22 protein-coding genes are annotated in these 26,693 nt (G+C 63.5%); 16 read left to right on the top strand and 6 right to left on the bottom strand.

Annotation, left to right across the window (positions count from 1 at the left end; translation table 11 throughout):
• Window positions 1–3 precede the first annotated feature (3 nt).
• Together U5A58_RS16410 and U5A58_RS16405 are read right to left on the bottom strand one after the other, a co-directional pair.
• Entirely contained in the window at window positions 4–795 is a 792-nt protein-coding gene (locus tag U5A58_RS16410) for a 3-hydroxybutyrate dehydrogenase (protein WP_321962223.1), read from the bottom strand.
• 24 nt (window positions 796–819) lie between these two features.
• A complete protein-coding gene (locus U5A58_RS16405; protein WP_321911255.1) occupies window positions 820–2,220 on the bottom strand; it encodes a GntP family permease in 1,401 nt (466 codons plus the stop codon).
• Window positions 2,221–2,595: 375 nt separating this feature from the next.
• Between U5A58_RS16405 and U5A58_RS16400 the strand changes: the two genes are divergently transcribed.
• From U5A58_RS16400 to U5A58_RS16390, 3 genes are all read left to right on the top strand, one after another.
• Complete coding sequence (locus U5A58_RS16400) at window positions 2,596–4,065, top strand: sigma-54 interaction domain-containing protein (RefSeq protein WP_321962222.1); 1,470 nt, start codon at window positions 2,596–2,598, stop codon at window positions 4,063–4,065.
• Between the two features lie 243 nt (window positions 4,066–4,308).
• Window positions 4,309–4,758: a hypothetical protein gene (locus U5A58_RS16395; protein WP_321962221.1), complete on the top strand. Its 450-nt coding sequence runs from the start codon at window positions 4,309–4,311 to the stop codon at window positions 4,756–4,758.
• A gap of 297 nt (window positions 4,759–5,055) precedes the next feature.
• Window positions 5,056–5,748 (top strand): MgtC/SapB family protein, encoded by a 693-nt coding sequence (locus U5A58_RS16390; protein WP_321911251.1) that lies wholly within the window; start codon window positions 5,056–5,058, stop codon window positions 5,746–5,748.
• 61 nt (window positions 5,749–5,809) lie between these two features.
• On the opposite strand, the gene U5A58_RS16385 is transcribed toward U5A58_RS16390, so the two are convergent.
• Window positions 5,810–6,298, bottom strand: coding sequence for a cache domain-containing protein (locus U5A58_RS16385; RefSeq protein ID WP_321962220.1), 489 nt, complete (start codon window positions 6,296–6,298; stop codon window positions 5,810–5,812).
• Window positions 6,299–6,609: 311 nt separating this feature from the next.
• On the opposite strand from U5A58_RS16385, the gene rbsK reads away from it, so the two are divergent.
• From rbsK to U5A58_RS16335, 10 genes are all read left to right on the top strand, one after another.
• On the top strand, window positions 6,610–7,530 hold the full coding sequence (gene rbsK, locus U5A58_RS16380) for a ribokinase (RefSeq protein ID WP_321962219.1): 921 nt from the start codon (window positions 6,610–6,612) through the stop codon (window positions 7,528–7,530).
• A gap of 8 nt (window positions 7,531–7,538) precedes the next feature.
• On the top strand, window positions 7,539–7,937 hold the full coding sequence (rbsD, locus tag U5A58_RS16375; RefSeq protein ID WP_321962218.1) for a D-ribose pyranase: 399 nt from the start codon (window positions 7,539–7,541) through the stop codon (window positions 7,935–7,937).
• Between the two features lie 10 nt (window positions 7,938–7,947).
• Window positions 7,948–9,456: a sugar ABC transporter ATP-binding protein gene (locus U5A58_RS16370; RefSeq protein WP_321962217.1), complete on the top strand. Its 1,509-nt coding sequence runs from the start codon at window positions 7,948–7,950 to the stop codon at window positions 9,454–9,456.
• 43 nt (window positions 9,457–9,499) lie between these two features.
• Window positions 9,500–10,459, top strand: coding sequence for an ABC transporter permease subunit (locus U5A58_RS16365; protein ID WP_321962216.1), 960 nt, complete (start codon window positions 9,500–9,502; stop codon window positions 10,457–10,459).
• 106 nt (window positions 10,460–10,565) lie between these two features.
• Complete coding sequence (gene rbsB, locus U5A58_RS16360) at window positions 10,566–11,537, top strand: ribose ABC transporter substrate-binding protein RbsB (RefSeq protein ID WP_321962215.1); 972 nt, start codon at window positions 10,566–10,568, stop codon at window positions 11,535–11,537.
• Between the two features lie 195 nt (window positions 11,538–11,732).
• Complete coding sequence (locus U5A58_RS16355; protein WP_321962214.1) at window positions 11,733–12,764, top strand: substrate-binding domain-containing protein; 1,032 nt, start codon at window positions 11,733–11,735, stop codon at window positions 12,762–12,764.
• Window positions 12,765–12,833: 69 nt separating this feature from the next.
• Window positions 12,834–14,795 carry an amylo-alpha-1,6-glucosidase gene (locus U5A58_RS16350; protein ID WP_321962213.1) on the top strand — a complete coding sequence of 654 codons (1,962 nt, stop codon included), beginning with the start codon at window positions 12,834–12,836 and terminating at the stop codon, window positions 14,793–14,795.
• A gap of 134 nt (window positions 14,796–14,929) precedes the next feature.
• On the top strand, window positions 14,930–17,659 hold the full coding sequence (locus U5A58_RS16345) for an MGH1-like glycoside hydrolase domain-containing protein (RefSeq protein ID WP_321962212.1): 2,730 nt from the start codon (window positions 14,930–14,932) through the stop codon (window positions 17,657–17,659).
• 200 nt (window positions 17,660–17,859) lie between these two features.
• Entirely contained in the window at window positions 17,860–19,176 is a 1,317-nt protein-coding gene (locus U5A58_RS16340; protein WP_321962211.1) for a tetratricopeptide repeat protein, read from the top strand.
• A 147-nt stretch (window positions 19,177–19,323) separates the two neighbouring features.
• Window positions 19,324–20,556: a TIGR03118 family protein gene (locus U5A58_RS16335; RefSeq protein WP_321962210.1), complete on the top strand. Its 1,233-nt coding sequence runs from the start codon at window positions 19,324–19,326 to the stop codon at window positions 20,554–20,556.
• 3 nt (window positions 20,557–20,559) lie between these two features.
• On the opposite strand, the gene U5A58_RS16330 is transcribed toward U5A58_RS16335, so the two are convergent.
• Complete coding sequence (locus U5A58_RS16330) at window positions 20,560–21,240, bottom strand: TetR/AcrR family transcriptional regulator (RefSeq protein ID WP_321962209.1); 681 nt, start codon at window positions 21,238–21,240, stop codon at window positions 20,560–20,562.
• Window positions 21,241–21,306: 66 nt separating this feature from the next.
• Between U5A58_RS16330 and U5A58_RS16325 the strand changes: the two genes are divergently transcribed.
• Window positions 21,307–22,434, top strand: coding sequence for an NAD(P)/FAD-dependent oxidoreductase (locus U5A58_RS16325; protein WP_321962208.1), 1,128 nt, complete (start codon window positions 21,307–21,309; stop codon window positions 22,432–22,434).
• Window positions 22,435–22,624: 190 nt separating this feature from the next.
• Entirely contained in the window at window positions 22,625–23,830 is a 1,206-nt protein-coding gene (locus tag U5A58_RS16320; RefSeq protein WP_321962207.1) for an NAD(P)/FAD-dependent oxidoreductase, read from the top strand.
• 99 nt (window positions 23,831–23,929) lie between these two features.
• Here U5A58_RS16320 and U5A58_RS16315 read toward each other — a convergent pair whose 3' ends face one another.
• The gene (locus U5A58_RS16315; RefSeq protein ID WP_321962206.1) at window positions 23,930–24,445 is read right to left on the bottom strand and encodes an Rrf2 family transcriptional regulator; all 516 of its coding nucleotides are present in this window, start codon (window positions 24,443–24,445) and stop codon (window positions 23,930–23,932) included.
• Window positions 24,446–24,658: 213 nt separating this feature from the next.
• On the opposite strand from U5A58_RS16315, the gene U5A58_RS16310 reads away from it, so the two are divergent.
• A complete protein-coding gene (locus U5A58_RS16310; RefSeq protein WP_321962205.1) occupies window positions 24,659–25,054 on the top strand; it encodes a BON domain-containing protein in 396 nt (131 codons plus the stop codon).
• Between the two features lie 396 nt (window positions 25,055–25,450).
• Here U5A58_RS16310 and U5A58_RS16305 read toward each other — a convergent pair whose 3' ends face one another.
• On the bottom strand, window positions 25,451–26,575 hold the full coding sequence (locus tag U5A58_RS16305; protein ID WP_321962204.1) for a porin: 1,125 nt from the start codon (window positions 26,573–26,575) through the stop codon (window positions 25,451–25,453).
• Window positions 26,576–26,693: the final 118 nt, after the last annotated feature.

Raw genomic sequence — 26,693 nt, 5'->3', positions numbered from 1 at the left:
CTTTTACTGCGCGAGCCAGCCGCCGTCCACCTTGAGTTCGGCGCCGCGCATCTCGTTCGCCGCCTCCGAGCACAGAAACGCCGCTACGCCGCCAATCTGCTCGACCGTCGCAAAGCTGCCGGACGGTTGCTTTTCGCCGAGCAGTTTCAGCGTGGCGTCTTCGAGGGAAATTGCCTCGCGGTGGGCCAGATCGTCGATCTGCTTCTGCACGAGCGGCGTGAGCACCCAGCCCGGACAGATTGCATTGACGGTCACGCCGCTGCGCGCCGTCTCCAGTGCGGCCACCTTGGTGAGCCCGATCACGCCGTGCTTGGCCGCGACGTAGGCCGACTTGCCGACCGAGCCCACCAGCCCGTGAACCGAAGCGATATTGATCACGCGTCCCCAACCCGCCGCGCGCATGATGGGAAGCGCCGCACGCGTCGCGTGAAATGTCGCGCTCAAATTGATCGCGATGATCTGATCCCAGCGCTCAACCGGGAAGTTCTCGATCGTTTCGACGTACTGAATGCCCGCGTTGTTGACAAGAATATCGAGGCCGCCGAACGTGCTCGCCGCAAAAGCCACGAGGGCTTCGATTTCGGCAGGGCGGCTCATGTCCGCGTTGTGATGCGCGGCGCGCACGCCGGTTGCTTCGATCTGCGCCAGTGCCGGCGCGGGGTCGCCGAAACCGTTCAGGACGATATTGGCGCCAGCGCGGGCCAGCGCCGTTGCAATGCCGAGACCGATGCCGCTGGTCGATCCGGTGACGACGGCCGTTTTTCCGGCGAGGGAGAGCGTGTCGGGGAGGTGCATGAGGAAGCCTCGAATGAGTGCCGGTTAGACGATGCCGGTCAGATAGAACACGGCAATGACGAAGAAGACCGCGAGCGTCTTGATGATGGTCACCGCGAAAATGTCGCGATACGACTCGCGGTGCGTGAGGCCCGTGACCGCGAGCAGCGTGATGACCGCGCCGTTGTGCGGCAGCGTATCCATGCCGCCGCTCGCCATGGCCACCACGCGGTGGAGCACTTCCATCGGAATATGCATGGCCTGAGCGGTCTTGATGAAGGTGTCCGACATGGCGGCGAGCGCAATGCTCATGCCGCCCGAGGCGGAGCCTGTGATACCCGCGAGCGCGGAAACCGACACGGCCGCATTCACGAGCGGATTCGGAATGGCTTTGAGCGCATTGCCGATCACGATAAAACCGGGCAACGCCGAGATCACGCCGCCGAAGCCGTACTCCGACGCCGTGTTCAGCGTGGCAAGCAGCGCGCCGCCCACAGCGGTTTTCGTGCCGCTCGCGAAGCGTTCCTTCACGCGGCCAAACGCCGTGACGATAACGAGCAGAATGCCGAGCAGCAGTGCACCCTGAACGGCCCAGATGGCCACGACGCTTTTAACGGGCACCGTAACGGGTGCGTGAATGCCGGGCAGCACGTCGGGCGCGACGGTGAAGCTGTCGCCGTACCACTGCGGAATCCACTTCGTCAGCAGGAAGTTGGCGACGCCAACGAGCACGAGCGGCGCAATGGCCAGCGCCGGATGCGGCAGATTGCCCGTTTCGACGCGTTCCGGTTCGTTCACGAGCGACGTGCCATAGCCTTCGCCCTTCGCCATGGCGCTGCGGCGGCGCCATTCGAGGTAGGTGAGACCGACCACGATGATAAAGACCGAGCCGATCACGCCGAGCCACGGTGCGGCCCACGCGGTCGTCTTGAAGAACGTGGTGGGAATGATGTTCTGGATCTGCGGCGTACCGGGCAGTGAATCCATCGTGAACGTGAATGCGCCGAGCGCGATGGCGCCGGGCATCAGGCGCTTGGGAATGTTGCTCTGGCGATAGAGTTCGGCCGCGAACGGATACACGGCGAACACCACGACGAAGAGCGAGACGCCGCCATACGTGAGCAGCGCGCAGACCGCGACGATTACCGCATTGGCGCGCGAACGGCCAATGTAGCGGATCGCGGCGGCCACGATGGCTTCGGAGAAGCCGGATAGTTCGATGACCTTACCAAAGACCGCGCCGAGCAGGAACACAGGGAAGTAGAGCTTGACGAAGCCGACCAGCTTTTCCATGAAGATGCCCGAGAAAACCGGTGCGACGGCGGCGGGATCGATCAGCAGGACGGCGCCTAGCGCGGCGATGGGCGCAAAGAGAATGACGCTGTAGCCGCGGTAGGCGACCAGCATCAGGAACGCCAAAGCGGCGATCACAATCACAAAGGACATCTTGTCTCCAGTTCGTTTATTCGTGCAGGTCTGTTTGTTGTTTGCGCGCGCCGAAGCCGGCGCGACCGCGCTATTTAGCACGATATGTGCCAGCGGCCGGGGAGCCGTGCGCGTAGTGGGGCGCCTGAGGGCAGAGCACGTGCGGGATGTGCGGGGCGAAGGTTGCAACGGCAACGTGTCTCGAAACTGAGACGGCTTTGGCGGCCAAGCGCGCCGCCGCCCGCACTCCCTCGCATAGAACGCCGGATTGTCGGAGTGCGCGCGAGAATCTCAGTTCTGAGATAATGCGTCCCGAAAATGAGAATCCACAGGCCGCAAGGGACCACCAGCGGCCACCAGCGACCACCAGCGGCCAGGACCGAAGAAAAGAACCGAATGGAAATCGAAACGACCGCGCTGCTGGCCGACTACGACCACGTGCGCAAACTGGCGATGCAATCGCTCTTTCAATCGCTCGACAAGTTCAGCGAAGGCACCGTGATCGTCGATCGCAACGCGCGCGTGGTGTGGATCAACCGGCACTACGCGGCGCGCTTCGGCTTTGACGATCCGGCGGCGGTGATCGGTCTCGATTGCGAAAGCGTCATCCCGAACAGCATGATGCGCGACGTCGTGAAGGGGGGCGAGCCCATTCTGCTCGACATTCTCGAAACCGATAAAGATCCGATCGTCGTTACGCGTTTGCCGATCAAGGACGACAACGGCGAAACGATCGGCGCAGTCGGCTTCGTGCTGTTCAACGAACTCAAGGGACTGTCGCCGCTTTTCAGTCAGTACGCGCGGCTGCGCGCCGAACTGATCAGCACGCGCCAGTCGCTTGCGCAGGTGCGTCGCGCGAAGTACAGCTTTTCAAGCCTGATCGGCACCAGCGCCGCAAGCCTCGAAGTGAAGCGTCAGGCACGCCGGGCCGCGCGTCTCGCCTCACCGGTGCTCCTGCTCGGCGAAACGGGCACGGGCAAGGAACTGCTTGCGCACGCCATACACGGCGCGTCCGGACGCGCGGACGCGCCGCTTGTGACGGTGAACGTCGCGGCGATTCCCGACACGCTGCTGGAACTGGAGTTCTTCGGCGCGGAGGCGGGCGCGTACACGGGGGCGGAGCGCAAGGGGCGTATCGGCAAGTTCGAACTGGCCCAGGGCGGCACGCTCTTTCTCGACGAGATCGGCGACATGCCGCTCGCGCTGCAGGGGAAATTGCTGCGGGTTTTGCAGGAGCAGGAGTTCGAACCGCTCGGGTCGAATCGCATCGTGCGCACCGACGTGCGCATCATTGCGGCGACGTCGGCGGATTTGCCCGCGCTCGTGGCGCAGGGCCGCTTTCGCGCGGACCTCTATTACCGGCTCAACGTGCTGATGATTCGGGTGCCGCCGCTGCGCGAGCGCCTGGCGGACATCGAGGCAATGGCCTACTCGATTCTCGACAAGCTGGCGGTGGAAAGCGGAGCGGGTCATCTCGAACTCGACAGCGATGCGCTGGCGGTGCTGTGTGCGTATGGCTGGCCGGGCAACGTGCGTGAATTGCGCAATACGCTCGAGCGCGCGGTGCTGTTATCGGAGAGCGAGCGTATCGATGCGCGCTCGCTCGCGCGCTTCATCGGCGACGGGCGCGGGCAGCGCGACGGGAACGAGGCGCGCGACGCGGCGGCGGATTTGCGCGATCGGCCCGACCACACCAGTGCGCAGGCGTGCCAGCAGTACGACGACGCGATGCGCGATTTCGAGCGCCGCTTTCTGACCGATGCGTTGCGTGCGGCAGGCGGTCAAGTGACGAAAGCCGCCGCACAAATCGGTATGGCGCGCGCCACGCTGTATCGGCGTATCGTTGCGCTCGGTATCGAAGTTTGATGCTGTTCGTCGAAACTTACGTGGAAATCAAGCTGCGCAACGCGTGCTGCGCGGGGCCTTCCGGTTCGCGTGCCAGATAATCAAGTGTCCTGAATAACTTTCTTTGGCCCGTTATCATCAGGGTTTACCCCGATCAATTTATGCAATGCGCACGCCGTAATACTTGATTCTTACATCGAGGCGGACCCGTTGGAGATGAGAACGCTAACGTTTGCGCACACACTACGGGTAGGCGGCGCTTCTGTGTCCACTTCTTGGGGCAATTGCGCTCGCGTCACGCTCGCCGCTTTAATCGGCGTCCTCGCGGGATGCGGAAATGCCATTTCCGACTCAGACGTCCAGTTCGTCACGGCCGCAATGCCAACGCAGTTCGAGGCGTTTCGCATGTACGGCGCAGTCCCCGTTCGCGACGGCTCAAACGGTTTGTCCTCGCATGGTCCAGCCCGGCTCCAGCAGGGCTGCGAAGCGGTCATTCATTCGCCACGGGGCGCTTATCGCGAGTCGGTGGTCCTGGATGGCGGATCGGCAGAGTACTTCGAACTCGATGTTTCTCGCACGCCCGACGGATGGGTCGTGACAACCGACGGCCTAGCCGAACCGAGCAGCAATTCAGTGGGGCTGCGCACCCAGTTCACGAACTGCCTGACTGCCATTAAAGACAAGCTTCGGGCACAGCCAGACAAGGTACAGTGAGTCACGGCATCTAGTTTCTTCCTGACGTGAGCACGCAGGACCATTAACGGCGAACAGAGAGTCCGCAACGAATCGCCGCACTTGCCGACATGGCACCAGCGCGCGCACGCGAGCATCCCCTCGGACATCGAGCGCAGCCTTGCGTTCATCAGGTGTTACGCTACCCGTGGAATTGATGGGACATGTGGACGGTGCGCCTTGAGGCATCTACACGGCCTGCACGCAATGACACCGCTGTCTCTCATGGAGCATACGGCCCTTCGAGGTGAATGCTCAGGTCAGATGGAGCGCAATGGCATGCACGTTGAAATCACCCTTGATCTGCTTGCGGCCTTGGCCCTCGGTGCGCTGATTGGCCTGGAGCGGCAGTGGCGGCAACGTTTCACAGGCATTGCCACCCACGCACTTGTGGCGCTGGGCGCAGCGACGTTCACGACGCTACCTTTCCTCCTTGGCGTCGAGGATCAAGTGGTGCGGATGGCCGCGCCGGTCGTGACCGGCATCGGCTTCCTGGGAGGGGGCGTCATCATACGCGACGGTCTGAGCGTGCGCGGATTAAGCACGGCAGCGACAGTCTGGGGCACGGGCGCAGTGGGCGTGATCGCCGGCAGTGGATTTCTCGCCACTGCTCTCATTGCCACTTTGCTGATCATTCTCTGCAACCTGGCGCTGCCACCGCTCGCACGCCTGATCTACCGTCATGCTCCTGTTGAACCCAGCAGCGAGCGCTACTACATCATCGAAGCGGTCACACAGTCGCAACAGGAAGCCCTGATTCGGGCCACGTTGCTGCAGCGTCTGGATGCCAACGGACTCTCGCTGCAGAGCCTGGAAAGCCACGCACTCAAGACCGGCGGGCAGGTCGAGGTCAACGCCGTCGTATTCGCGTCCCGGCAACAGGATAGCCAACTGGAGGTGCTGGTCGGCGAGCTGGCGCTTGCGCCCTATGTCTCGGCGGTTAGCTGGTCGGTAAGCGACGGGCCGCAATGATAAAAGTCGCGCATTGGAGGCGCGCTCCCAGGTCATCGGTCGGTCACAGGCGCGCCAGAACCTACTCCGAATAGAAACCCGAACCCACCAGACCGGGCACTCCGTCAATCTTGACTGCCTTCACATAGGTCCACTTATGCGATGGCTGAGTCTGCCCCGGCCGTAGAAACATGTAGTCGACCCAGCCCGACCCTGTCGTTTCAGCCGTCCGGATCATGGCGTCATGAAACAGCTTGCCGTTAGCGTCTTTCTGGCCGTGGACGTTCGTCCCCTCACGGGATGGGAAGGCGGGGTTCAGCAAGACATTCGCGTTCAGATCGTAGACAAATAGATAGGTATCCTCATGGAACCACTCACTGCCTTTCACTCTAAACCCGGAAAACGCGGCTTTGCCTTTTTGGTCTATCAACGCGGCGGCTTTGTCGACCAACGCTTCAGTTTGTTTCGCTGCTTCGGACGGCGGAGGAACTGACTGAGCATATGCAGGTAACGTGGAGCAGAGCAATCCTGCCAGTAGCAGGATGCTGGCGAAGCGGGCATTGCCGGTCATCGCACGATCTCTAACCATCATTTTCTCCTCGCCCTGAAATGCTGGGTCTGTGCCGCCTCGGCGCGTGTCTGTGGGCGAGAAGCACCCACCTGCATGCAAAAGACTAGTCCAGGCAGCGGTCACTCGCCGAGAATCCTTTTCCCTATGGCATTGGACCCTTAATAATCAGGGACATAGTCTTCCGCGCATCCGGTTATACCCTGGGTCTATTTCACCCGCGGGAGGACTCTGGTATAACTGCGCTCCCAAGCTGATTACGTTTTAGCACGGCAAAAAACCGCGGATGCGGGAAGCCGTCGAAAGGGAGTGCAATGGCGCGCGTAGTGGTGGTGGGCAGCATCAACATGGACATGGTCGTCACGACCGACACGTTTCCCCGGCTCGGCGAAACGCTGTTCGGCACGCATTTTTCGACGCATCCGGGCGGCAAGGGCGCGAATCAGGCGGTTGCGGCGGCGCGCCTGGGCGCCGAGGTCACGATGATCGGCTGTGTGGGCGCAGACGCCTTCGGCGGCGAAATGAAAGCGACGCTCGCGCGCGAAGGCGTCGATATCGCCCACGTGAGCACGGGTCGCGAAGCGACCGGCATTGCGTCGATCACGCTATCGGGCGGCGACAACGCGATCATCGTCGTGCCCGGCGCGAACCACGAGCTTTCGCCCGAAGACATCGACCGCGCAAGCGCGGCGATCGCACAGGCCGACGTCGTGCTCGCGCAACTCGAAGTGCCGTACGCAACGGTGCTGCACGCCGCGCGGTGCGCCCGCGAACACGGCAAGCCCTTCTTTCTCAATCCCGCACCCGCAGTCGAACTGAGCAGCGAACTGCTCGAGTTGACCACGCTGCTCACGCCAAACGAGCATGAACTCGCGACCGCGCTGCAAACGCCGGAAGGCGCGTGGGCCGAGGTCATCGCGCGCTCGCCCGTGCGCATTGCCATGACGCACGGGAAAGATGGCGCGTATTACGCCAACCCCGACGCCAACCCCGACGCCAACCCCGACGCCAATGGCGCGCTCGTGCATCAGCCGGGCTTCGCGGTCGATGCTGTCGATACGACTGGCGCGGGCGACACCTTCAACGGCGCGCTGGCGGCGTTCTGGCATCTCGGCATGGGCGAGGCCGTGCGGCGCGCGAACGCTGCGGGCGCGCTTTCCGTGACGCGCGCCGGTGCGCAAGGCGGCATGCCCACGCTCGCCGAGCTCGAAGCCTTCCTGAACACGCAAGCCTGAGATTCGCAGTGAAAAAACACGGACATCTGAATCGTGACATCGCACGCGTGCTGGCCCGCATGGGTCACACGGACAGCCTCGTGATCGCCGACTGCGGGCTGCCGGTTCCCGACGGCGTGGAATGCATCGACGTCTCGCTCGCGCCTGGCGTGCCCGACTTCTTCGCCGTGCTCGACAGCGTGCTCGCCGACTTCAAGGCCGAGCGCGCCGTGTTCGCGAGCGAGGCGCAAACGCACAACGCGGCCGTGGTGGCGCGCAGCCGCGACATGGCGGCCGCGCGTATCGCCGTGGAAAACGTGCCGCACGAAGAGTTCAAGCGCCGCTGCCGCGAGGCGAAAGCGGTGATCCGCACCGGCGAGTGCAGCCCCTATGCGAATGTGATCCTGCATTCGGGCGTGATCTTTTGAGAGGTCCAGGATGCAAGTGATGATGCAGGGGATCGGCAAGGCGTTCGGTCCGGTTCGGGTGCTCGAAGGTGTCGATTTCCGCATCGAGGCAGGCGAGATCCACGCGCTGATGGGCGAGAACGGCGCAGGCAAATCGACGCTCATGAAGATCCTGAGCGGCGTGCACCAGGCTGACGCGGGCGAGATCCTCGTCGATGGACGCGCGGTGCAAATCCGCAGCACGGTCGAGGCCGAACGCGCGGGCATTGCCATCATTCACCAGGAATTGAACCTCATCCCGCAACTGACGGTGATGGAGAATCTGTTCCTGGGCCGCGAGCCGAGCCGCTTCGGCATGGTCGATACCGCGACGATGCGCAAAGAGGCGCGCAAGTGGCTCGACAAGGTCGGCGCGCAGCGTATCGACCCGCAGACGGAGGCGGGGCGCCTCTCCATCGGCCAGCAGCAACTCGTGGAGATTGCCAAGGCGCTTTCGCTGAACGCACAAGTGCTCGTGATGGACGAGCCCACCGCCGCGCTCACGAACCGCGAGATCGAAACGCTGTTCGAGATCATGCAGTCGCTGAAGGCGAGCGGCGTGGCGATCGTATACGTCTCGCACCGCATGGAGGAGATCTTCCGCGTGTGCGACAAGATCAGCGTGCTGCGTGACGGGCATTTCGTCGGCGAGCGCCCGATTCGTGAGACGGATTTCGACGAGATCGTGCGGCTCATGGTGGGCCGCGAGATCGGCGAGCGTTTCCCGAAACGCAGCCATGTGCCGGGCGAGGTGCGCTTGCGCGTGGCCGGTCTTGCCGACGAAGGGCATATCGAAGGCATTACGTTCGAGGTGCGCGCGGGCGAGGTGCTCGGTATCGCCGGTCTCATGGGCGCGGGCCGCAGCGAGATTCTGCGCACGCTGTTCGGCGCGAACCGAAAAACCGCCGGCACGGTGACGCTGGACGGCAAGGCGCTCGACGTGCGCGACGCGTCCAGCGCGATCGCGGCGGGTATCGGTTTCGTCACGGAAGACCGCAAGCGTCAGGGGCTCGTGCTCGGCATGTCGGTGCGGGAAAACGCGACGCTCGTGCATCTGGACCAGTACGCCACGCTAGGCTTCGTGAACGAGCGCGCGGAACGCAGCGCCGTCGACGGCCTCATCAAGCAGTTGCGCGTGCGTACGCGCGACGCGGAACTCGACGTCAAGGCGCTTTCGGGCGGCAACCAGCAGAAGGTCGTGTTCGCGAAGTGGCTCGCGCAGCCGCCGAAAGTGCTGCTGCTCGACGAGCCCACGCGCGGCGTGGACGTGGGCGGCAAGGCCGAGATCTACACGATCATCAATCAGCTCGCGCAGCAGGGCGTTGCCATTGTCATGGTGTCGTCCGAACTGCCCGAAGTGCTGGCCATGAGCGACCGCATTCTCGTCATGCACCAGGGGCGCCAGAACGGCATCTTCGAAGCGGCCACGGCTAACCAGGAACTGATCATGACGGCCGCGGCCGGCGGCCAGGTGGGCGCGGCGCACGCCGTCGCCGCTTGAGCGCTGGCGCTTACCCATTCATTGCAATCTCGAGAGACATGACATGTCGCAAGTGACCCTCACCCCCGGCAGCCGGGCGACGCTGCAAAAGCTCGGACCCTTCGTAGCACTGCTGATCATTGCCGTGGCGCTCTCGATCGTGAGCCGCGATTTCCTCACGGTCGACAATCTGCTCAACGTGATGCGCCAGGCGTCGATCAACGCGCTGATCGCGTTCGGCATGACGCTCGTGATCCTGCTTGGCGGCATCGATCTTTCGGCGGGCTCGGTGCTCGCGCTTTCCTCCGTGATCATCGCCACGCTGCTCAGTTCCGGCACGCCCGCTATCGTCGCGACGCTCGCCGGTCTCGTGGCGGGCGGCGTGATGGGCTTTGCGAACGGTCTCGTCATCAGCAAGGGCCGGGTCGCGCCGTTCATCGCCACGCTCGGTTCGATGACGGTGCTGCGCGGCCTCGCGCTCGTTGTCTCGAACGGCAGCCCGATCAGCAGCTTCAACAGCGACTTCTTCTCGCTGCTCGGCGGCGGCTATGTCGCGCGCCTCGTGCCGATTCCCGTCGTGCTCATGCTCGTGATGTTCGGCGTGTTCTGGGTGCTGCTGCGCAAGACCGTGTTCGGCCGCCATATCTATGCAACCGGCGGCAATGCCGAATCGGCCAAGCTTTCCGGCGTGAAGGTCGATCGTATCCAGTTGTGGGTTTACACGATCGCGGGTGTCATGTCGGCGCTCGCGGGCGTGGTGTTGACCTCGCGCCTGAACTCCGCGCAGCCGACCGCGGGCACGGGCTACGAGCTCGACGCGATTGCGGCGGTCGTGCTGGGCGGCACGAGCCTCACGGGCGGCCGCGGCTGGATCTTCGGCACGCTCGTGGGCGCGCTCCTGATCGGCGTGCTCAACAACGGCCTGAACCTGCTCGACGTGTCGTCGTTTTATCAGCAGGTCATCAAGGGCATCGTGATCCTGCTCGCCGTGCTGATCGATCGCGGCAACAAGAAGTCGTCGTAACTGAATGGCCGCGTCGCGCAATGGTTGCGCGACGCGGCAACGTCTTATCAGTAGCTATCCTTAATTTTTAACTCCACACACTCCACATATAACGAGGAGGAAGACTATGCATAAGCACAACTCGCCGTCGATCTCGAAGCTTCTTTCGGCGCTCGTCGCCGGTTCGCTCGCGCTGGGCCTCGCGGCCTGCTCGAAGGAAGGCCCGGGCAGCACCGATGCGGGCGCAAGCGGCGCATCGGCGGCGGCACCCGCTTCGGGCGGCGCGGTCACGGTCGGCCTGTCGATCTCGACGCTCAATAATCCGTTCTTCGTCTCGCTCAAGAAGGGCGCCGAAGACGAAGCGAAGAAGGATGGCGTGACGCTCATCACCGTCGACGCGCAGAACGACCCCGCGAAGCAGCAGGCGAGTGTGGAAGACCTGATCGAGAAGAAGGTCAACGTCATCCTCATCAACCCGACCGATTCTTCGGCGGTGGCCAACGTCGTGAAGGAAGCGACGAGCAAGGGCATCAAAGTGATCTCGCTCGACCGCAGCGTGAACGGCGCCGAAGTCAGCTCGCATATTGCGTCCGACAACAAGGCGGGCGGCAAGATGGCCGCCGACTTCCTCGCCGGGAAGCTGGGCGGCAAGGGCAACATCGTCGAGCTGCAAGGCATTCCGGGTTCGTCGGCGGCCAACGAACGCGGCGCCGGTTTCGACGATGAAATCGCGGCGAAGGGCGGCGTGAAGATCGCCACGAAGCAGCCCGCCGACTTCGATCGCGCCAAGGGCCTTTCGGTGATGGAAAACATCATTCAGAGCAACAAGGACATTCAGGGCGTGTTCGCGCAGAACGACGAAATGGCGCTGGGCGCGGTGAAGGCGCTGCAGGCGGCGGGCTTGAAGGACGTGGCCGTGGTCGGCTTCGACGCCACCGACGACGCGATCGCCGCGGTCAAGGCCGGCCAGATGGCCGCCACCGTGCAGCAGCAGCCCGAGCTGATCGGCCAGTATGGCGTGCAGACCGCGAAGCAGCTCGTCGACGGCAAGCCGGTCGACAAGTTCATCCCCGTGCCGTTGAATCTGTACAAGCAGTAAGCGCATTTTCAGGCGCGCGCGAGCGTAGTACCATCTGACGCGAAGAGTTTCGCGTCTGCGCGCGCCTCGGAAGCACCGGGCGCCCCGTGCCACACGGGGCGCTTCGTTTGGGGTTCCCCTTCCTCACGGCCGCAGCGCCGGCTCTTCGCTCTCGCGTTCACGCGATCCCCAACCCACACCCAGCAGGAACGCCGCGTGTCCCAGTTCGAGCGTCTGACTATCGACGACATTGCCCGCCTCGCGGAGGTCTCGCGCACCACGGCCAGCATGGTGCTCAACGGCAATGCCGAGCGCTACCGCATTTCGGCGGCGACGGTCGAGCGCGTGCTGCAGGTGGCGCGGGACCATCATTTCACGCCGTCGCAATCGGCACGCGCGCTGCGCTCGCGGCGCAGCAACACGATCGGCCTCGTGATTCCCGACCTGACCAACTCGGCGCACGCCGCGCTCGCGCAAGCCATGGAGTGGCAATGCCGCGAGCGATACCGGTATCAACTCGTGATCGTGACGAGCGACGAAGATCCGGTGCGCGAAACCGAGGGCATTGCGCATCTGGTTGCGCAGCAGGTGGACGGCGTGGTGGTCGTGCCGTGCACGGCCGACGCGCCGCGCTACGACAAATGGGTCAAACGTCTGCCGATCGTGTTTGCCGATCGCCGCGTGGCGACAAGCGCCATTCCCTATGTGATCACCGACGCCGCCGAAACCGTGGCCGCCCTGGTCGGTGAGACGATCGAGCAAGGCGCGCGTGAAGTGGTGTTTTTCGGCGGCCAGCCGGAACTCTCGCCGAGCCGCGACCGCCTGGCGGGCTATCGGCTCGCGCTCGAGCGGCATGGCGTGATGGAGCAGGACGACTGGGTGTTTCAACGCGACTATCAGCGGGAGTCGGGCTATGCGCTGATGAAAGCCTGGTTCGAGGCGCATGGGCGCTATCCCGAGGCGCTTTTCGCCGGCTCCATTACGCTGCTCGAAGGCTTGCTGGAGTTCGTGAACGAAGCGCACCAGCTCGCACAGGCGCCGGGCCGCGTGATGACCTTCGACGATCATCAACTGCTCGACTGTCTGCCGCTTCGCATCGACGCTATCGTGCAGGACAGCGGCCAACTCGCTGAACATAGCCTGCGCTGCGTCTTTTCGCTGCTCGAGGGCGATGGCGCGCCCGAGTCCATTCAGGTGCCCGCGCAGATTCACTATCGGCAGCGGCGCGGGCAGCGTGCTCGCACGTAGACGTTTTCCTGCAGGGGCAAGCCGACGGGAGTATCGTTGCGCAGGTGATCCACGAGAGCAGGACACCTCATGACGCGTCTTGACAGCCCCATCGATGCGGACCGCTTCGACGACGAATGGCTCGAAGCAGACGGCGCTGGCGGATTCGCCTCCGGCACCGTGGGGACCGCGCGCACGCGCCGCTATCATGCGCTGCTGCTCACGGCGAGGCACCCGCCCACGGACCGCGTGGTGCTCGTGAACGGTGTCGAAGCCTGGCTCGAGGACGGGGAGCGCAAAACGGCGCTGACCATGCAGCGCTACGCGCCGGATCTGCTTTCTCCGGATACGTCGAAAAGCATCGCAAGCTTCGACACTTCCCCGTGGCCCACGTGGCGCTACCGGCTGGACAGCGGCGGTGTGCTCACAACCGAGGTGTTCGTTGCGAAAGCGAGCCGCGAGACGGTGCTGCGCTGGCGGCTCGAAGCACCGTCCGGAAGAGGCGACCAGGTGCTGAAAGTCCGCCCGCTGATCTCGGGCCGCGATTACCACGCGCTGCACCACGAGAATGCCGCATTCAATTTCGATGCCCGGATTGACGGCGAGCACGTGCGCTGGCAACCGTATGGCGATTTGCCTGCCATTGTCGCCCACTCGAACGGCCGCTATACCCATGCGCCGGATTGGTATCGCAACTTCTGCTACACGCGTGAACGGGAGCGTGGTCTCGACTACATGGAGGATCTCGCGACGCCAGGCGTGTTCGCCTTCGATCTCGCCAAAGGCGACGCCGTTATGTTGTTGCGCGCGCAACCATTGTCCAGCACGGACGATACCCAACAGGAAGACAACGAAAGCGCGGCAAGCCGCGCACAACTGCTCGCCGGTTTCGAGGAAGTGCGCCGGGCGTCGCTCGGCTCGCGTCTGCAGCGTTCGGCCAGCGCCTATGTCGTTTCGCGCGGTGACGGCCGCACGATCGTCGCGGGCTATCCGTGGTTCACCGACTGGGGCCGCGACACGTTCATTGCCATGCGCGGTCTGCTGCTCGCGAACGGGCGCTTTGAGGAGGCGGGCGCAATCCTGCTCGAATGGGCGGCGACGGTGTCCGAAGGCATGCTGCCGAACCGCTTTCCCGACGCGGGTGGCGTGCCCGAGTACAACTCAGTCGATGCATCGCTGTGGTTCGTCGTGGCGGTGCACGACTATTTCGCCGCGCAGAACGTGCCGCCCGAAGCGCGGCGTGTGCTGCAAGGCGCCGTGAACGCGATTCTCGAAGGCTACGCGCGCGGTACGCGCTTCCAGATCGCAGCCGACCCGCGTGATGGTCTGCTGCGAGCGGGCGTGGCGGGCGTGCAACTCACCTGGATGGATGCGAAGGCGGGCGACTGGGTGGTCACGCCGCGCATCGGCAAGCCGGTCGAAATCCAGGCGCTGTGGATCAACGCGCTGCGCATCGCTGGGGCATGGGACACGCGCTGGCGCGAACTCGATGCGCGCGCCAGTGCCGCGTTTGCCGCGCGCTTTGTCGATCCGTCTACGGGCGCGCTGTTCGACGTGGTCGACGTCGATCACGTGGAGGGAACGACCGACAGCTCGATTCGGCCGAACCAGATCTTTGCGGCGGGCGGTCTGCCGTTCGCACTGCTGGAAGGCGATGCGGCGCGCGCGGTCGTCGCGCAGGTTCAAGCGCATTTGCTCACGCCCATGGGGCTGCGTACGCTTGCGCCGTCGGACCGCGCGTATCGCGGGCAATACGGTGGCGGCGTGCTGGAGCGCGACGGCGCCTATCATCAGGGCACTGTCTGGCCCTGGTTGCTCGGTCCTTTCGTTGACGCCTGGTTGCGCGTGAATGGCGATACGGCGGCGCAACGCGCGTTCGCGCGCGAGCGTTTCATCGCACCGCTGCTCGCGCATCTCGACCACGCCGGGCTCGACCATATTTCCGAAGTCGCAGATGGCGACGCGCCGCACCGGCCCGGCGGCACACCGTTCCAGGCATGGTCGCTCGGCGAACTGCTGCGCGTTCTCAAGCGGCTCGGCGACGCCGATTAGCCCGCACACATTGCCCGCTCCGCGCGCCGGGCGGGCAAACCGCGCTAGCATGGGAGACTCGTGGCGCCTGAGTGCCACCCGTTGTCCCAAGCCCCACCTTGGCGGCCCCAGCTTCGCGGCCCCAATTCAAGGAGATGCCCATGCTGCAGCGCGCCGCCGGCCTCATCCACACGGTCGAAGGCCAACGCCTGTACTCGGCCGATTACGCTCGCTGGCAACGCTGGGGGCCGTACCTCAGTGAGCGCCAATGGGGTACGGTGCGCGAGGACTACAGCGAGCACGGCACCGCGTGGGACTACTTCCCGCACGATCACGCGCGCATGCGCGCCTATCGCTGGGGCGAGGACGGCCTGGCCGGGTTCGCCGACGAGCGGCTGAACTGGTGCTGCTCGATCGCGCTGTGGAACGGCCACGATCCGATCTTGAAGGAGCGTCTGTTCGGCCTCACGAACGAGGAGGGCAATCACGGCGAGGACGTGAAGGAGTTGTACTTCTACCTCGACGGCACGCCGACGCATTCGTATATGCGCATGCTCTACAAGTACCCGCAAGCGGCGTTTCCCTACCAGGACCTGATCGACGAAAATGCGCGGCGCGGCGCCGGATTGCCCGAGTATGAAATCCTCGATACGGGTGCGTTCGACGACGAGTGCTATTTCGATGTGCAGATCGAATATGCAAAGCACACGCCGGAAGACATCGTGATGCGCGTGAGCGTCGAGAACCGCGGCGGCCAGCACGCATCGATCGACGTGCTGCCGCAGATCTGGGCGCGCAACACGTGGTCGTGGAAGGCTGCGGGAGACAAGCCTTCACTCACGCTCGTGTCGTCGCCGGACGGTGAGCATGTTGTCGCGCGCTGCGGCGCGCACGAGCCGCTCATCGTGACGGCCGCCGCGCAAGAGGGCGCGCGCGTGGAGTGGCTGTTTTGCGAGAACGAGACCAACGTCAAGCGGCTATTTGGCATGGACGGCACCGGTCCGTTCAAGGACGGCTTCGACGACTATGTCGTGCACGGCAACAATGGCGCGATCCGGCGCGACGCCGGCACGAAAGCGGCTGCGCGCGTGCATTTCGAGATTGCGGCGCACGGCCGTGCCGTCGTCACGTTGCGCTGGCGCCCCGTGTCCGAGGCGAAAGAAGAGGTGGCGCTAGACATCGAACATCTCTTCGCGCAACGCATCGCCGAAGCGGACGCGTTCTACGGCGCGCTGCAGCGCGACATCGAGAGCGCCGACGCGAGGCTCGTGCAGCGCCAGGCGCTGGCGGGCATGCTGTGGTCGAAGCAGTACTACCAGTACGACGTGAACCGCTGGATGGAAGGCGACCCGCTGCAGCCGCCGCCGCCCGCAAGCCGCCTGCGCGGGCGCAATGCGGACTGGCGGCATCTGTGCAATGCGGACATCCTCTCGATGCCCGACAAGTGGGAGTACCCGTGGTATGCATCGTGGGACCTCGCGTTTCAGGCGGTCGCGTTCGCGCTGGTCGATCCGATGTTCGCAAAGAAGCAGATGCTGCTGCTCGTGAAGGACCGCTATCAGCATCCGAACGGGCAATTACCCGCATACGAATGGGCGTTCGGCGACGCCAACCCGCCCGTACACGCGTGGGCGGCGTGGCGCGTGTACGAGATCGATCGTTCGATCACCGGCAAGGCAGATCGGGAGTTTCTCGAACTCATCTTTCACAAGCTGCTGCTGAACTTTTCGTGGTGGGTGAACCGCAAGGACGCGGACGGCCACAACATCTTCCAGGGCGGCTTCCTCGGACTCGACAACGTTGGCATTTTCGACCGGTCGTCGCCGCTGCCGACGGGCGGCCACCTCGATCAGGCGGACGGCACGGCGTGGATGGCGGCTTACGCGCTCGACCTCATGCGCATCGCGCTCGAACTCGCGTTTGCGAACCACGTGTTCGTCGATATCGGCGTGAAATTCTTCGAGCACTTTTTGTATATCGCGGGCGCGGTGAGTTGCGACGACGGCTGCGACACGGGCTTGTGGGACAGCGTCGACGAGTTCTTCTACGACAAGCTGAGGCTGCCGGACGGCACCAACGTGCCGCTGCGCATGCGCTCGATCGTCGGACTGATTCCGTTCTTCGCCGTGCGCGTGCTGGAGGAGCGGGTGCACGGCGGCTTGCCAGGGCTGCGCGACCGGCTGGTCTGGTTCCTCCAGCACCGGCCCGACCTTGCGAGCCTCGTGTCGCGCTGGAACGAACCGGGCAAGGGCAATTCCTTGCTGCTCTCGCTATTGCGCGGGCACCGCATGAAGGCGCTGCTGCGGCGTATGCTCGACGAAGCCGAATTTCTCTCGGCCCATGGCGTGCGTGCGCTTTCTCGCAGCCATCTCGAGGAACCTTTCGTTTACCGCCACAACGGCTGCGATTTCCGCGTCAAATATTTGCCTGCCGAATCGGACTCGCGCGTGTTCGGCGGTAATTCGAACTGGCGCGGTCCGGTGTGGATGCCCGTCAACTATCTGCTGATCGAGTCGCTGTACGAGTTCCACCGCTACTATGGCGACGATTTTCGCGTCGAGTATCCAACCGGCTCGGGCAAGAAGCTTTCGCTTGCACAGATCGCCGACGAACTCGCGCGCCGCGTCACGACGCTCTTTCTGCTCGACCGCAACAACGAGCGCCCGGTGATGGGCGCGTACCCGCTGCTGCAGACCGATCCGCGCTGCCGCGATCTCGTGCTGTTTCACGAGTACTTCCACGGCGACAACGGGCGCGGCGTTGGCGCATCGCACCAGACCGGCTGGACAGGTCTCGTCGCGCTGATGTTGCAGCCGCGCATGATGAGTCCGTCGGGCAACGTGCCGGTCGCGGGCGAGGTCGAAGATATGGAGGCGGTGAAGTGATCTCCGTTCGCATGTGTTCGCTTCTACCCGGCACTCGCCGTCTGTAGACGTTGGTCGCGAGATGACAACCGGCACGCCAAACATTCGCAAACATGGCGCAAACGCCTTGCAGAGAAGCGTTTGAGCGTGCTGGCACATTCGATGCATGAACGCCGACCGGTAGTTGGACTCCACCAACTGCGGCCGGGTCGAGGTGCATCATGTCGAGCGTTGTGGATCGCGGGCCAGGCGGCCTGTCGCAGGTGTGGTCTCTGATCGGGTGGATCGCCCGCGCGCCAAGAGCGCTATGGCCTTTCGTGCTCCCCTGGTTCATCCTGATCCTGGTCGCTCCATTTTGCTTGCTCGTCATTTCCGGCGCGCGCACACAGCACGTCCTGGTGCCGCCGGTGGAAGCACCAACGGCATTCGTCAATACCGGCTATGCCCCGGAATTCCTGGCACAACGAATTCTTGCCGCAATGCGTGGGATCAGCAGCGAAAGCGACGCGGTCCCGCACGACGCTTCGCTGGCCGATAGCGACAGTCCGGATATCAAGATTCCCGGCGAGGACATGTCCTATGCCTCGATTGTCGGTTTTCTGAAATCGACGTTTTTCCGCGACAAGCCGGACGTGATCGTCCATATCGGCATTACGCATACGGGTGACGGCGCGGATGCCTATGTCGCCCATATTCAGATCGAAAACGGCCCGTTCAACGCCATGCACGACGACGTCGCGTTCAGCGCCAGTGACTTCGACAAGTCGATGCAGGACATCGCGGCCAGGGTCATGCGGCTCGTCGAGCCGAATACGCTCGCCAGCCATCTCTTCACCAAGGTGCAAAAGACGCGGTGTTCGCTGGACCAATGCGACTATGGCGAGATCGACGCGATCTATGACGATGTCCTCGGCAGGCCAGGCTCGCGGGAACGCTTGTGGGCACTCGCGGGAAAAGGGTGGCTGCTGCTCAGGCAAAACCGCGCCGAGGAGGCGGAACAACTGACACGCGACGCACTCTTGCTGTACCCGCACTCGGCCGTCTTGCGGGCCAACCTCGGCATTGCACTCGAGCAGGAGAAGCGAATCGACGCGGCGATCAGGGAGCTTCGGCTGGGTGCCCGCGAAAAATTCAGTACGGCGGAGAACCAGCGCTTGCTCGGCGACGTGTTGTTGCACGCGCACCGGTATGACGAAGCCCTCAGCGCATTCCGCCGCGCAAACACCATGCACGAGGACGATGTGAACATCCTCCATGACTGGGGTGAAGCGCTCGTCGACACGGGACAAAACGAGGCGGCGATCGCCAGGCTGTCCCGCGCGGTCGAACTGCGGCCGGACCTCGCGCCCTCGTATGAACTTTGGGGGCAAGCGCTCGAAAACGAAGGTGACCTGTCTCACGCGGCTCAGAAGTATGCCGAGGCCGACAAGCGTGACAGTGGCGCGCTCTCGCCGCACGAGAAGCAACTGGCGCTGCTGGGCACGCCGCACAAGCCGCCGGCATCGGCGAATGTGCTGGTGTCGGGCGCTCACGCGTAGCGTGCGTTGCCCGCCGCCCGCTTTTCGCTAGCTAGTTCAGTCATTGCGATCGCACGCGACATCATCCCTTTTTCTTTGCCGGAATAAACGCCGCGTCCTCCTCGTTCTTTGTCCGTTAGTCCCGTGGACTGAAATAGGAGTGCGGTCATGAAGCCTCTACTCGCCGTATTCGGCGTCGTAGCTTGCGGCGCGGCCATCGCGACACTCGTGTCGTGTGGCGGCGGTTCCAGTTCCAGCGGCAACTCGAACAGTACGAGCACGCCGGTCCAGTCGTCGTTCGCAGTGACGGCCCTTGTTTCGGATGGCGCAGTGGCGGCCGCGCACACGGACGCGAATTTGAAGAACCCTTGGGGGGTCGCCTTCAATCCGAACGGTTTTGTCTGGGTTGCGGACAACGGCACCAATGTCGCGACGCTGTATGACGGCAACGGGGTGCCGCAATCGCTGGTGGTCGCGATTCCCGCCGGCAACAACGGTTCGGCTTCGCCCACGGGCATCGTCTTCAACGGCACGCAGAGCTTCACGGTCACGGAAAACGGCAAGTCTGGTGTCGCTGCGTTCATCTTTGCGGGCGAAGGCGGCACGATCACCGCGTGGGCGCCAGCGGTCGGGCCCACCAATGCGTTCGTCATGTATGACGATGGCACGGGCGGCGCCGTGTACAAGGGGCTCGCGCTCGCGACGATGAACAACGCAAACTTCCTCTACGCGACCGACTTCCACAACAACAAGATCGATGTGTTCAATACCTCGTTCAGCAAGGTCACGACGCCCGGCGCCTTCACGGACCCGCTCATCCCGGCCGGCTTCGCGCCGTTCGGCATTCGGGCGATTGGCTCGAATCTGTTCGTCACCTACGCGAAGCAGGACGCGGCCAAACACGACGATGTCGCCGGCGCGGGGCTCGGCATGGTCGACGTGTACGACACGTCCGGCAACCTGAAGCAACGCTTCGCGTCGGGCGGCGCGTTGAATGCGCCATGGGGCATCGCGCAAGCGCCTTCGAACTTCGGCACGATGAGTGGCGCGATACTGATCGGCAATTTCGGCGATGGCACGATCAACGCGTTCAATGCAGCGAGCGGCCAGTCGATGGGGCCGCTCGTTGCGTCGAACGGCAGCGCGATTGTCGAGCCGGGTCTGTGGGGCATTGCGTTCGGCAACGACCTGAGCAATCAGCCCTCCAATACGCTGTTTTTCGCGGCGGGGCCGAATGACGAGGCCGATGGTGTGTATGGAAGGATCGATCTGAACGCAGCGCCGAGCACAGGCACGGCTACGGGCACCGGCACGAGCACGGGCACCGGCACGAGCACGGGCACCGGCACGAGCACGGGCACCGGCACGAGCACGGGCGCAGGGACCAGCATGGGCATGTAGCGCTCAACGTCCGTGCGCTGACTCGATGCCAAGCAGGATGAGGTCGATTCCAGCGAGAAAGTCGGCGCGGTCGTCGTGCTCGCGCAACTGTCTGGCCACGCTGCGGGTGAACGGATAGTCTTCGGGATCGAGCTGCGACCACACCGAGGCGACCTCGTCCAGAAAGTGGGTTCGATCGGCATCTTGCGCGCGAGCGATCTGCGCATTCGCCGCGTTCTGGCCGCTCACGCCGAGGATATAGCTCAGCAATGCGGACGCCGTTGCCCACTGCGCGTCGTCAGGCACGTCGAGTGCGCGAATCTGCTGGCCCAAACGTTCAAGAATCCGAACCATTGCCGATTGCGCCGGGTTTCGCGCGAGCACCGAACCCACCCACGGGTGGCCGTCGATCGCGTCGAACAGACCCAGCGCGAGGGCGCGAATTGCCTCTCGTGGCGTGGCGCCCGGCAATGGCGCGTCCATTGTGAGAGCCACGATGGCGTCGCAGGCGGCGTTCAGAAGATCGCTCTTGTTTTCGACATGCCAGTAAATCGCGCCGGGACCGGTGGCGAGCCGCTCGGCCAGCGCGCGAAACGTCAGGCCGCTTTCGCCGCTGCTATCCAGAAGCTCGATCGACACCTCGATGATCCGCTCGCGTGAGAGCGAGTCCTCACGCCGCTGAACGCTCCGCGCCTTCTTGACCATGCTTCCTCTTGACGTCTCTGGAACAATGTTCCATATTACTCTGGAACATTGTTCCAGAGGAGCAGGATGAAGACATCGATTGCAATCATCGGCGCGGGACTCGGCGGGCTCATGCTCGCTCGGGTCCTCCACGTTCACGGTATTGCTTCGACGATCTTTGAGGCGGAAGCCTCGGCGAATGCGCGAGCGCAGGGCGGCATGCTCGACATTCACGAGAACAACGGGCAGCTCGCGCTGAAGGCAGCCGGACTCTTCGACCGGTTCCTCGAAATCATCCATCCCGGCGGGCAGGCGACGCGGGTTCTCGACAAGCGTGGCCGGGTCCTTTATGAGCAGCCGGACGACGGAACAGGCGGGCGACCCGAAGTCCCGCGTGGAGAGCTGCGGCGGATTCTGCTCGAATCGCTGCCTGCCGGCACAGTGCGGTGGGGACAGAAAGTCAACACAGTGTTTCCTTTCGACGGCAGCCGACACGTTCTGACCTTTGCTAACGGCTCGACAGTGACAACCGATCTCCTGGTGGGGGCTGATGGCGCGTGGTCGAAAGTCCGCCCGCTTTTATCGGACGCGAAACCGGCCTATGTCGGCACGGCATTCATCGAGACGTATCTGTTCAACTGCGACACGCATCACAAGGCGAGTGCCGAAGCGGTTGGCGAAGGTTCCATGTTTGCGCTCGCGCCGGGCAAAGGCATCGTCGCACACCGCGAGCCGGGCGGCGTGCTGCACACGTACGTACAGCTGAACCAGTCTCAAGACTGGATCGACAGCATTGACCGGTCCGACCGGGCAGCCGTTCTGGCCACGGTTGCGAATGCGTTCGATGGCTGGGCGCCGCCGCTGACTGCACTCATCACCGATGGCGAAACGGCCCCCGTGTTTCGCCCGATCCATGCGCTCCCCGTGGCGCACAAATGGCCGCGCACGCCCGGCGCGACATTACTTGGCGATGCGGCGCACCTGATGATCCCATCTGGCGAAGGGGCCAACCTGGCCATGCTCGACGGTGCAGAACTCGCAAAGGCCATTGCCGCGCATCCCGGCGACGTGGAAGCCGCGCTCCTTGCGTACGAGACAGCGCTTTTCCCTCGCAGTGCGTGCGAAGCGGCGGCGGCAAAAGCGGTGCTCGATGCTTGCCTCGGCGGCGATTCGCCGCGGAGTCTGGTCGACTTCTTCAAGTCCCATCAACCGTAGTCGCATGCCGCTTCGCGGCTTCGTTGCCTGATTCGTCAACAGTGTGTCCCAAATAGGGCACTTGCGTCTTTAAACTCCGACTCATAGAATCCGAGTTATGCGTTGCGCAGGCGCGACGCGGGTCACACGACCGGAGATTGCGGCGAGAGCCACGCCCGAATTCACGTATCCCTGCATTGGAGAAGCAAAAATGTCGAAGCGTATTCTTGTTATTGGGGCCGGCTTCGCCGGCATGTGGAGCGCACTCAGCGCGGCGCGGCTGCTCGATGAAGCAGGGCGCACGGACGTGGAAATCACGCTGGTCGCACCCGATCCGCATCTGCATGTCCGTCCGCGTCTGTACGAAGAAGGTCCTGCGAATTTCAGGGCGCCGCTCACGGAGATCTTCGAAGCGACTGGCGTCAAGTTCATCCAGGGCACGGTCGAGCGCATTCACGTGGAGCGTCGCGCAGTGGATCTGACCGGCGCGGACGGCCAGCACACTACGCTCGGCTACGACCGCCTCGTGCTGGCGACCGGCAGCCGGCTGTTTCGCCCGTCGATTCCGGGCCTCGCCGAACACAGCTTCAGCGTGGACCAGACCGACGAAGCGGTCGAACTGGAAGCGCACATCGGCAGTCTGTCCAGCCAGCCGGAAACGCTTGCGCGCAATACGGTAGTGGTGGCGGGCGGTGGATTCACCGGTATCGAGACCGCAGCGGAAATGCCGGCACGCCTTCGCGCGGCGCTGGGCGAGCACGCAAACGTGAAGGTGGTCATCGTCGAGCGTAACAATGAGATCGGTCCGGACCTGGGCGCAGGCCCGCGCCCCGTTATCGAAGAGGCATTGGGCTCGCTCGGCGTGACCTGGAAGCTCGGCGCGGGCGTCGCTTCAGTGGATGCCGGCGGCGTCACGACAACGGACGGCGAGCGCATCGAATCGAACACGGTGATCTGGACGGCCGGCCTGCGCGCAAGCGCGTTGACCGCACAGATTCCGGGCCAGCTCGACGCCGTGGGGCGTCTTCACGTCGATCGCAACCTCGCGGTGGAGGGCGTGCCCGGTGTCTACGCGACGGGCGACGTCGCTCGCGCGGCCACCGACGACGAAGGCAATCACACGATGATGTCGTGTCAGCACGCGATGAATCTGGGGCGCTCGGCAGGCCATAACGTCGCCGCCGATCTGCTCGGCCTCGAGCAAATTCCGTATAGTCAGCCGAAGTACGTGACGTGTCTGGATCTGGGCCCGTGGGGCGCGGTCTATACGGAAGGGTGGGAGCGCGAAGTGAAGTTGCAGGGCACCGAGGCGAAGAAGCTCAAGCACCAGATCAACTCCGAGTGGATCTATCCGCCGCGTGCGGACCGTGAGCAGGCGCTCGCCGCCGCAGATCCGCTTCGCATCGTGGTTGCGTGATCCGTTAGGAAAGCGACGGATTGGGTCAAACGCGGAAGCCTCGGTGAAGGCTTCCGCGTTTTTTCTTGCACGCCAGAAGGGTTCGCAAAGCGGCGCTGGCTATCCGCGACGATTGGCGGCGCGTTCCGTGAACCAGTCCACCACGTGATGGTGATAGCTGGCAGGCGCCTTGGCATACGCGCGGGTGGCGAGATCGGCAAGCGAGTGTTGCTTGAGTTCCGCGCGCATGGCGCGCTCGGCGCCCTGCATCACGGCGTGTATCGAGCAGGTGCCGCGCGTGGCCCACGCGGGCGGCTCGTCGTTGAACACCGCACATTGGCCGCGCACCTCGCGGCAGTCGAAGAGCGCCTTCTCGCCGTCGATGGCGTCGACCACGTCCAGCACCGAAATGTTTCGTGCGGGTTTCGCGAGCCTGAAGCCGCCGCGTATGCCTTCGGTCGACTCGACGATACCGGCCTTGGCAAGGCGCGTGAAGAGCTTGGCGGCGTAGTCGACCGGCACCCCCTGCATTTCCGCGAGGTCGCGCACGCTCGCCTCGCGCACGCCGGCAGAAGTGCCGGCAAGATAAAGCAGGCAATGCAGTCCGTATTCGACGCCCGTGCTGATATGTGACATGGTTATACGACGACTTTGTGTATCGGAGTTGTTAGGGTAGCGTAGTGTGGCGCCGAAGTCATCTCCTGCGTCGTCCGTTACTTCATCCGCGGTTGTTGTGCGCGGGCATTGTGGCGGTGCCAGGCCACCGTGGACGCGACGCGCAAAATCCTGTGCGAACATATGCGTGCAAGTGGCGCTTTTCCTCGGTAGACACGACCCGAAGGAGGCAGCATGAACAGAAACGGTGCGAACGGCCCATTGGGCACCCTCGGCGCGATAGCGTTCGTTGCCATCGCAAGCTGCGCTGCCAGTGCTGGCAGTGCGAACGCGCAAACCGGCATGAACGACCCGCCAGGTGTGGCCGTGCAAAGAGTCTCGGCATCGACACCCGGTACCCGGCCCGATACTTCGATCGTGCGTGACGTTCGCCGCGCCCTCAGGCGCGTGCCGGATCTCGACGATTCGGACATTCACATTCGGGTTAGCCGTGGCGTCGTCACGCTCACGGGCTCGGTGCCGGAGACCTGGCAAATCTCCCGAGCCGCCAATGCGGCAAGACCGGTACTGGGCGTAACGGCCGTGAGGAACCAATTGAAGGCGCAGAAAGGGGGGGCGGCCAGCGAGTAGCGTCTCGCAGTGCTTCCTGGCAACTGTACCTGGAAATCACGCTCTTTGATCGGTACGTTAGTTAACAAACTGCCGTGAAGCGCCCTCGGCGATTGATTGCGCGGGGATGTGATGGCGCAATTTGTACTTCAGGACGGTTTTGAGTAAGCAGAGCGAAAGAATGCGAGGAGAAATGGCCCAGGCTGACCATGGTGTGACCCGCGCCCAAAGCGGAAATGGGATGAGGCATAGGGCGATGATTCCTTCTGAAGGTGTGGCTCCGGTGACCCTGAACCAGACCGGGTCCCGGTCGGAAGTGGAGATTTCCCGCCTGGTTAAGTTGTCAGGCGAGGCCGATTCCCTTGCCTGACGGACGAATTCGGTACCCATTCGTCGAACATGACGATGAGGCAGCTGCTAGAAAACGTGACGGATACCCAGCATGACCGCTGTCGTGGCCAGGCCAGGCGCCACGGGTTGGCCATAGGTAAGTGGCTGGGTCATTGTTCCCCGGTTGTTCACGTGCCCCACCTGGCCGTAGACGAGCGTAGCTTTCGACAGGCTGTACTCCGCGCCGGCTGCCACTGCGGTCGACTTGTTGGCCGAGTTGTTGCGGTCTTTCAGGTAGTACACGCCACCGGTAACCTTGAAGGCAGGTGAGAACTGGTAGCCGAGGCCGCCCGAATACAGATCGAGATTGACCTGCTCAGACTGCGCTGGATTCCTGCCGTTCGAATATGATGCGGAAACCGAGAATGCGTGGAACGTATATAGCGCTCCCACGTAGAAAAGGCGGTTATTGGCGAGTCCGGTAGGCACCGTTGTCGGGCCGGGATTCGTATCGTGGCCGAGGTAGTAGCCAACCGCAAAGCGAAGGCCATAGTTCGAGTATTTCAATACGGCGGACTCCCGCGTGTTCCCCTGGAAACTGCCCGGTACACCTCCGGGTGCATACTCGAGCGCGGCGGACAGGCCGGCGAACTTTGGCGATTCGTAGACAATCGCATTGCTGTCGTACAACGCGCCGATTGGCCCGTTGGTGCTGATGCCCTGCCAGCCCGCAGCCTGGTTCATGCCGAGCCATGCAGTCAGAATGCTGCCGAAATACTGAGCTCCCCGTACGTCGGTCTCGGCCATTGCATAGGTAATCGGCACGATCTGGCGACCGAAGTTCACTGTGCCGAACGGTCCCGATACACCTACGGTCGCGATCTGATTGAACAGTGCGGCCACGCCCGGCGTATCGCCCAGGTTGAACTTGCCAGTGCCGCTGTCGAACTCACCTTGCAATCTGAAATTGACGCGATACCCGCCGCCGATGTCCTCGGATCCCTTGAGTCCCCAGTAGCTTGCATAGATGCCGCCATCCTTGTAGCGAAAGACCTTGCCGAGGTTGGTCGCCGTCGGGCTCAACGTGGCCGCCGAAGTGCTTTGATACAACATCCCGGCATCGACGACACCGTACAGCGTCACTGACGATTGTGCGTGTGCCGCACCACCTGTTGCCGCTAAAGCGGCCGCGGCTATCCATTTCACTTTCATTGCGTCTCCGGTTTTTTTGCTTTAAAACAGTCTTGCGACTGCTGTACGTGCTGAACACGTTGGATGCTTCGCTTCAATGCCGACTGCGCGCGTTGAATGTTTTCTAGCTACGTTCTTA

This window comes from Paraburkholderia sp. J7 (assembly GCF_905220155.1).
In the GTDB taxonomy this organism is placed as follows: domain Bacteria; phylum Pseudomonadota; class Gammaproteobacteria; order Burkholderiales; family Burkholderiaceae; genus Paraburkholderia.
The sequence above is the reverse complement of the archived record's forward strand: the minus strand, read 5'-3'. Positions and strand labels throughout refer to the sequence as shown.